Genomic DNA, 8,965 nt, shown 5'->3' with positions numbered 1-8,965 from the left:
AATTGATAGATACACAACGAACAAAAAATCTATACGGAATATATTGTGTTAATACAACTAATACTAGTATTAGTTTACATATAAAGGATGATCATGAGTATGATTTATATATATAACGATTATGGAGGAACTCATACGACTTCATTAGCAGCAGCGCATCATTTGGGAATGCTTCCACCACCAACACACACATTATCTAAAGAAGAGATTTTAGCAGTGCCATATTTTAATGAATTAACGAGATCGGATTTCGGTAAACTTATCTTTCATGGAAATGATGAGATGGGAGATTCGGTTTATACAATAGGAAGAAAATCATCAAAACTGGTCGTCCCGTCATTGAAAGAATTAGGTTTACTATTACTTAATCGTTTTAATATAGAAGAACGTATCATATTTTCAAATACTTCTCCAACTGTCCCTATATCATTATCTATAGGAGGCTTTTTTTCTAGAGGATTAGGAATAGATAGTATAGGTGTTCCATTTTTGATCAAGGGAGCACAAAAATGTAATAAAACTATTTATGATTTAGTTAACAATACCAAGAATATAGCTGCATCAATGGAAGGGAAAATATTAATATTAGAGAACCAAGATTTTAAAAGTTAAATAAAATCAAGAGGGGTGTTGGTTAATTGCCAACTCCCCTCTTTTAATCAGTGGTGTTTGAATTAATATGAGCGAATCAAGAATAACAAGGTAAACAGGATTCTTGCTGTTTTATATTTACAATATTAATAAATCTTAACAGTTTTTTAATATAATTCGGTAAAGAATATAAAATTCAAAAGTTACGATATTTACTGATAGTGGTTAATAACATATTAATAGGTTTTATGTTGATTTTGTTATTTGAAGGAGAGAGAAATAATGTCCATTCAGCGTAATAATAGTAGAAAGTTTGTTGCTAGTGTAGTGACGGCTACCTTGGTTGCTAGTGCAGTCGCACCATTTGTAAATGCAGCTTCTTTCTCAGATGTTGGAAGTCAGTATAAGAATGCTACAGATTTCTTAGTTTCAAAAGGGATACAAGGATTATCGAATAAAGAATTTGGTGTTCATAAACCGATCAAAAGAGTTGATGCAGCTGTCATGATTGCTAAAGTGCTTGATTTGGATATTACAAAAGCACCTCCTTCTGGATTTACGGATGTTCCGACACGTGCTGTTCCGTTTGTAAATGCGTTGAAGGCTGCTGGTATTACAACAGGTAAAACTAAGACAACTCTCGACGTCCATAGTTTGATTACACGTGGTGAGCTGGCTCTTTGGATTCAAAGAGGTTTTAACCTGAAAGGAACTTCAAAATTGCAATTCACAGATGTGAATAAGCGATATGCGGAAGCAGTGCAAGCCCTTTTGGATAATGGAATTACAAAAGGAATTACCGCGACGCAATTTGGTACAGATCAAAATGCCAAACGTGGCGATTACGCTAATTTGCTGAAGAGAGCTTATGATGTGACGGTTCCGAAAGAAAGTCTCGTAATCACAAATGTTAAATCAATTTCAAAAACAAAGGTAGAAGTGAAACTATCAAGTGAAGTAGATGAAGTTACCGCAGCTAATTTTTCAATTGACGGGGCGATAGTTTCTAAGGCGACCTTAGCTTCTGACCGAAAAACAATCACATTAGAGGTATCGGGACTGGAATATAGCAAGAGCTATCAAATTAAAGCAAAAGGATTAAAGATAAAAGGAAAAGAACAGGATGAAATATTATCTAGTTTTAAGACTGTAGCAGTTACAGATCTTTGGAATCTATCCATTACAACTAAAGCTAGTAGTCTATTAGCGAATGCTCAAGATTCAACGGAGGTAAAGGTACAACTAATTGATAAGTTAACAGGTCTACCTGATAAAAATAGTGGGGATATCACACTTGAATTAACTTCTACATTTGGGACACTTTCTCCTTCAACTGTAACGCTGAAGGATGGAGAAGCAGTAGTATCGTGGAAGTCGGCATCTAGCCAAAATGACGTAACAGGCACTTTAAACGCCAAAGTTACTAAAACGAATGATGCATATAAAGAATTAATTGGACAGATAGCGGGTTCAACTACGTTAAGCTTTAAAGGAGTTAAGGATTCAAACACAGGTGAATCAGGAAATTCAGGTAACTCAGGCAATGGTGGAAATAATAATAAAAATTTCACGATGTCACTAATGCACACAAATGATACACATGCACATCTGGACAACGTAGCGAAAAGAGCTACAGCTGTCAAAGAGGTTCGTGCGAAGAAGCCAAATGCATTGCTAGTCGATACTGGGGATGTTTTCTCGGGAACACTTTACTTCAATGAGTTTAAAGGGAAAGCAGACTTAGCTTTTATGAATGCAATGAAATACGATGTGATGACATTCGGTAACCATGAGTTTGATTTAGGCTCTACACCTGAAGGTCATCAAGCTTTGTCGGAGTTTGTAAAGGGTGCCGAGTTCCCATTTGTTAGCTCCAATGTAGATTTTAGCAAAGATCAGCATATGCAAGGATTAGCTACGAAAAGTAGCACAAGTAATCCGCAAGATGGCAATATTTATAATGGAATTGTCAAAACAATTAATGGAGAGAAAGTTGGTTTCTTTGGCTTAATAACCGAAGAAACAAAAGATATTTCTAGCCCTGGACAGATTACATTCAGTAATTATATTGACGAAGCTAAAAAAGCTGTCTCCTCATTTGAACAGCAAGGCATCAATAAAATCGTAGCTCTTACCCATATAGGTTACGATGATAACCCTACTTATGACAATGACTTAACATTAGCCACTGAAGTACCTGGTATTGATGTGATTGTCGGAGGTCATAGCCATACACAATTGGACAAACCTGTCGTCGTTTCAAAAGACAAAGCGGGTAAAGCGAAAGATCCAACTGTCGTTGTTCAAGCGTATCAATATAGTGATTACTTAGGAACAGTGGACGTCGAGTTCGATGCAAAAGGTAAAGTGGTTGGACAAGCAGGGGAATTAATTAAGATAGTGGATAAAAAAGAAGATCCAGAAATTGCTAAAATGCTTACGACATATTCTGGAAAGATCGATGAATTGAAAAACAAGTCAACAGGTTCAGCGGCGACTAAAGCATTAGATAATCCTCGAGATGGAGGAGATCCAACGAAGCCAAGCGTTCGTAAAAATGAAACGGAGCTGGGTAATTTAATAACAGATGGCATGCTTGATAAAGCGAAAGAGTTTAATAAAGATACGGTCATAGCCTTGCAAAATGGCGGCGGCATCCGTGCTGGAATCGATCAAGGTGACATTACTTTAGGTGATGTTCTGACTGTTTTACCTTTTGGCAATACTCTCGCGACGATGGAACTAACAGGTGCTGAAATAATTGAAGCATTAGAACATAGTGTGAGTCAAGCTCCTAAAGAAAGTGGTGGCTTCCTACATGTTTCGGGAATGAAATTTACGTATGATAGCTCTAAACCGTCTGGAAGTCGCGTTCAAAAAGTGGAAGTGAAAAACCAAGATGGCTCATATTCCGACTTAGATATTACGAAAAAATATGTCGTCGCAACTAACGCTTTTACCGCTAAAGGTGGCGATGGATATACTGTTTTCAAAAAAGCATACGAGGCTGGAAGAGTAACGGATTTAGGGTTAGCAGATTGGGAAAACCTTAGAGACTATGCAGGGAAATTAAAGACAGTAGCACCAATGAAAGAGGATCGGATTAAAGATATTAAAGGAACAAATCCTGAAACTCCCTCGGAATTAACACCCGCTGAATTTAATGGAAGTCCAAGTAATCCGAAGACACATACAGGTAATAAAACCGTAGATATTAGCGGCGCTTCGTCACTGGGACATGCAGTTGTTTCTGGCGATTTAAAAATAATCGGTACACCAAATCAAGATTTCACCATTACTAATGTAAAGGTGAGTGGGAACCTGGACCTTACGGGGATGCGTGGAAAACCAATCAATCTGGATGGGATTGAGGTAGACGGTGAGACAAAACTTTAGTAAGCACTACTTTCAAAAAAATATAGTGGAGAGTGTCAAATGAAGATGACTTGGAAGTTGATATGTAATGTTTCACTTGTCTTTGTACTAGTTTTTAGTCTCTTTACGCCTGTTTTTCAGGCAGAGACAGTTGCTGCGACCAATGCCATAACAGTATCAGAAGCGATTGCGAATAATACAGGAAATGCGACTGTAGAAGGATATATAATCGCACACACAAAAGGAACTAACAGTTATTCTCCTACACCGCCATTCGATGATGATAATAATTTAGCATTGGCTGATTCTCCGAACGAAACGGATGTAGAAAAAATGATGCCTGTCCAAATACCAACTAAGTTCAGATCTGAATTTGGGCTAAAATCAAACCCGACGAATATCGGGAAAAAGGTCCGGGTCACGGGTAACCTTAAGGAATACTTTTCAGTACCTGGACTAAAAGAACCAACAGCTATGGAGTTCGTGGAGGATAGTCCACCGACGCAAGCCGCACCTGTGCAAGCTAGTGTAACTGCGGGTGGTGTAAAAGCTGGAACAGAAATTACTCTTTCAACTGATACACCAGATGCAACGATTTATTACACGATTGATGATTCTGAACCAACGACTTCTAGCTTGAAGTATTCAGGTCCGATTACAATTGATAAGGATCTGACTATCAAAGCGATAGCTGTTGCCGATGGGTTAGATCAAAGTAATGTATCCACTTTCCAATATTATATTGTGGAAGTACAGAACATTAAAGAAGTTAGAGCTTCACAGATTGGTAGTGATGTAAGTACGATTGGTGTTGTAACAGCTATTTTTAAGAACACCGTGCATATCCAAGATGAAACGGGTGCAATCGCTCTTCATCCTGCGTCTAGTTTACCTGTTGAATTAGGAGATCAAGTTGAGGTTACTGGTAAACTGGGCGAATACAATGGGCTTCTGCAAATTCAAAATACAGTGTTATCGAAAAAAGTAGGTAACGTTGAAGTGCCAAACCCTACAGTATTGACGGGTGATCAGTTGAATGAAGAGCAGGAGTCCATTCTTGCAACCGTCAATAAGGTCCAACTTATGGCTGTTGAATCAGGGAATGGTTGGGCTAATTTCAAAGCTACAGATGGAAACAAAGAGTTTATCGTTCGCGATGAAAGAAATGTACTAAATCTTTCTGCTGAAAAAACATATGATTCAATTACTGGGATTGTCCAGGAATTCAATGGAACATATCAAATTGTTCCGAGAAATTTAGCAGATATTGTGGAAGACAACAGCACTGTACAGCCTGTAATTGCTACACCGGATGGAGGAGTGGTAGCAAGCGGGACGAAAGTTTCTCTTTCATCTACAACAACTGATGCGAATATTTTCTATACAACAGATGGAACAAATCCGAGTAGTTCTCAGACAAAGCAGCCTTACTCCGAACCGATTACTATCAACAAGGATATGACCATCAAAACATATGCTGAGAAAGAAGGATTAAACCCTAGTGTAGTAAAAGAATATGGATATACGGTATTCGATCCAGAGCAAGGAATACAAATCCATCATATTCAAGGGGAAGCTCATCAATCAACGAAAAAAGGTGAACAAGTATCTGGTATCGAAGGGATTGTCACTTACAAATATAATATTGGTAGCAAACAATATTTTCATATGCAAGCTCCCGATAATAAAGCCGATAATGATCCAAAAACATCAGAAGCAATTGTTGTCGATACTGGAAATTCAGCTGCCAAAGTGGCAATTGGTGATTTAGTAACAGTAGAAGGTAAAGTCGATGAATATCAGATTGATGGTTATAATACTTCAAAAACTCAAACTGATCTACCGGTAACCAAAATCAATGCAACGGCTCAGACGATCAAGGTGCTTTCATCTAATCAACCGCTACCAGCACCGATTGAAGTTGATGATCGTATCCCGACTGGACGTATTGATAGTGACGGATTAACGGTATTTAATCCGGATGGCGATGCGATTGATTTCTGGGAAAGCTTAGAAGGTATGCGTGTAGTAGTGAAAGGCCCAACGAGAGCAGTGGCACCACAAGAACATGGTGATCTCATTGTGGTTAATGATAATGTTACTAGTGATACGAAAAACGGTGGTGTCCGTATTTCAGAAACAGATCAAAATCCAGAAAGAATCCAGTTCAAACTATATCCGAACAACGAAGCAAGAGATTTTAATGTGAAAACAGGAGATACTTTTGCAGGCGAAATTACAGGTGTTGTGAATTATGGATTCCAAAACTATAAAATATATACAGATTTAGCCGAGATGAAAGATAAACACACTGTGGGTAGTGTGCAACCAGAACAAACAACAATTGAATTTAAAGAAGATCAATTAACGATCGCATCATATAATCTTGAGAACTTCTCAAACAATTCAGCGGCAAACGAAACACCTAATGAAAAGGTGGGAAAATTAGCAAGAGCTATTGCCAATGATATGAAAAATCCAGACATTATTGGTTTAACAGAGGTTCAAGATAATAATGGCAAAAAGGACGATGGTACGACAGATGCTAGTGAAAGCTATCAGCGATTAATCGAAGCAATTAAGAAGATTAGCGGAGTGGAGTATAAGTACGCCAATGTTGACCCGATTAATAATGAAGATGGGGGAGCGCCAGGAGCGAATATTCGAGTGGGCTTCTTATATAATCCAAAGCGTGTCAGTCTAACTGGTGGAGAAAAGCCTGGAAAGGCTGATGAAGCAGTAGCTTATAAAGACGGCAAATTGACTCTGAATCCGGGGCGTATCGAGCCAACAAATAAGGCATTTGATAGCAGTCGTAAACCATTAGCGGCACAATTTACGTTCAAAGGTGAAGAGGTAGTTGTAGTCGCGAACCATTTTAACTCGAAAAATGGTGATACTCCATTGTTTGGATCACAGCAACCACCTGTCTATGGAAGTGAAACGCAGCGCCATCAAATCGCTGCTATAGTAAATGACTTTGTGAAAACAGTTAAGCAAGATAATCCAGAAGCGAATGTTGTGGTATTAGGAGATTTAAACGATTTTGAATATTCGAAAACACTGGAAGTTTTAAAAGGACAAGAATTAACGAATATGATTGATAAAGCGGATGAGAAAGAACGTTACACGTATTCATTCCAAGGGAATTCCCAAGTTCTCGATCATATTTTAGTGTCGAATAATATGGCAAACTCCACTGCGGTAGATATTGTCCATGTTAACGCCGACTTTACGGATATGGCTGGCAGAGCAAGTGATCATGATCCGGTTCTTATTCAAACAAGTCTTGCAGGTGAAGGTACACCGCCTGTTATGGAACCAAGTAACATATACACGTTAAAGAATTTTACCACTAAGAAGTTAATCATTGAAACACCTTACACATTAGTGGATGTTAATTCTACGGCAAGTATTAAAGAAGCGATTGTATTGAAGGCCACTTCTATCTTAAAAGGCGAGGGATTAGACAAAATAAAAGTAATTGTAAGTCCGACAAATGCAGGTACAATTATCGATTTCAGCGGGGCAAAAGTGAAAGAAGTTGTGATTGATAATAGCGACGTAAAAGAAATACGTGGTGCAGAAAATGTACAGCAATGGATCCTTTCTGAAGGCGTTGATCCATCAACTATCAAATTCTTCAATTCGAAAGGAGAAGCAATTGCTTCTCCTTTTGATTCAAAAGTAAATAAAGGACCAATTGTTTCTAAAGCTTTAGGAAATGTGAAAGGTGAGGTAGGGCAATCAATCTCTATTGATCTCAACGAATATTTTTCAGACCCGGATGGAGATGAGTTAACCTTCACGACATCAATCGGGACTATTAAAGATTCCATGCTGACGCTCCCGACTGATCAGGAAGGTAACTATATTGTAACGGTTAAGGCATCAGATCATTCATTGCATATAAGTGCAAGTTTTTCATTGATTGTTTCTGCAAATCAACCACTTGAATCTTATTACCAAGCCGCAGCAGGGAAAAACGGACAGGAACTAAAATCGTCATTGCATAATATAATAAAAGGTCATACACAGCTTTCCTATGATCAAGTTTGGGATGCATTAAAAGAAACAGATCAAGACCCTAATAATGCAAATAATGTTATCCTTCTATATTCCGGTAAATCAACTTCTAAAAACAACAATGGTGGAGGTAGTGGACAGTGGAATAGAGAACATGTTTGGGCTAAATCCCATGGTAACTTTGGAACAAGTAAAGGCCCAGGAACAGATATTCACCATTTACGTCCAGAAGATGTGAATGTAAATAGTAAAAGAGGGCATTTGGACTTTGATAATGGTGGTAGTCAATACAGTGGTTGCGACTGCTCTTATGATCAGGATTCTTGGGAACCACCCGATCGTGTGAAAGGTGATGTAGCTCGTATGCTCTTCTATATGGATGTTCGATATGAGGGAGATGGCGAGATAGATTTAGAGCTTTCCGATTCGGTTAATACATACCCTAAACCATTGCATGGTAAGAAGTCCACTTTACTAGCGTGGCATAAACTTGATCCAGTAGATGACTTTGAACGAAACCGTAATGATATCATTTATGAGAAATGGCAGCATAATCGCAATCCATTCATCGATCATCCTGAATGGGCAGAAAGCATTTGGGGAAATTCGAATATGCTCGATGTAGCAAGTTAAGAAACTTATACTATAAAAAAAATCTTCTCTTTATGAAGATTTTTTTTATTTGAAATAATTATTAGTGTTTTCGAAATATTTCAATTGCAAGAGTGAAGTAGGATAGTCGGTGGTTTTAATGTTATTTCTATATTATCATAAGCACATAAGGTGTAATGTAACTGCTTACTTGTTAGAAATTGTTAATCATTAACAACACTAATTTTTGAATTATCACGGTCTTTTTATTGTTTTTTTGCTTATAATGAGTGTTAATGACATTTATATACTAAATACTATGATGATGTGAGATAAAGTAAGATAATTATTGATATTATTGAAAAATAAAAAGAACAGTAGT

The 8,965-nt window shown here is 37.7% G+C and carries 3 protein-coding genes; all 3 read left to right on the top strand.

Going from position 1 to position 8,965, the window contains the following annotated elements:
* Positions 1-99: 99 nt before the first annotated feature.
* The 3 genes from V7014_RS18925 (at position 100) to V7014_RS18915 (ending at position 8,625) form a co-directional block, all read left to right on the top strand.
* A complete protein-coding gene (locus tag V7014_RS18925; protein WP_335509236.1) occupies positions 100-612 on the top strand; it encodes a DUF3189 family protein in 513 nt (170 codons plus the stop codon).
* Between the two features lie 261 nt (positions 613-873).
* Positions 874-3,987, top strand: coding sequence for a 5'-nucleotidase C-terminal domain-containing protein (locus V7014_RS18920; protein WP_335509234.1), 3,114 nt, complete (start codon positions 874-876; stop codon positions 3,985-3,987).
* A gap of 39 nt (positions 3,988-4,026) precedes the next feature.
* Positions 4,027-8,625 carry an endonuclease gene (locus tag V7014_RS18915; RefSeq protein ID WP_335509232.1) on the top strand — a complete coding sequence of 1,533 codons (4,599 nt, stop codon included), beginning with the start codon at positions 4,027-4,029 and terminating at the stop codon, positions 8,623-8,625.
* The last annotated feature ends 340 nt before the right edge of the window (positions 8,626-8,965 follow it).

The sequence above is a fragment of the Bacillus sp. JJ722 genome (genome assembly GCF_036963345.1).
Lineage (GTDB): Bacteria > Bacillota > Bacilli > Bacillales > DSM-1321 > Bacillus_AD.
Note: the sequence above shows the minus strand (reverse complement) of the source record. Positions and strands in the feature narration are given on the sequence as shown.